Origin of the sequence: Pseudomonas sp. 06C 126, assembly GCF_001855215.1 — a bacterium.
GTDB lineage: Bacteria > Pseudomonadota > Gammaproteobacteria > Pseudomonadales > Pseudomonadaceae > Aquipseudomonas > Aquipseudomonas proteolytica.
On sequence record NZ_MIFU01000040.1, the window covers coordinates 1 to 357 of the forward strand.

At 54.9% G+C, this 357-nt stretch carries 2 tRNA genes; both read right to left on the reverse strand.

The annotated features are described in order from the left end of the window. Window positions 1–23 precede the first annotated feature (23 nt). Window positions 24–99 (reverse strand) — tRNA-Ala (locus BHC62_RS05940). Between the two features lie 50 nt (window positions 100–149). Then, window positions 150–225: transfer RNA gene (locus BHC62_RS05945), tRNA-Glu, on the reverse strand. Window positions 226–357: the final 132 nt, after the last annotated feature.

The window sequence follows — 357 nt, forward strand, 5'->3', positions numbered from 1 at the left end:
GGCCAGACCTTGAACCTGTAAATTGGTGGAGCTAAACGGGATCGAACCGTTGACCTCTTGCATGCCATGCAAGCGCTCTCCCAGCTGAGCTATAGCCCCGGATTTTTCGTCTCGCGACGCAGCAGACCTTGCGAGCTGCTTGTTGAAACTGGCGTCCCCTAGGGGACTCGAACCCCTGTTACCGCCGTGAAAGGGCGGTGTCCTAGGCCACTAGACGAAGGGGACAAAACCTTCTGTACAACTGATCAGAGCTGAGTTCTGATCGATTCAAGGACGGTGTGGCCAGACCTTGAACCTGTAAATTGGTGGAGCTAAACGGGATCGAACCGTTGACCTCTTGCATGCCATGCAAGCGCT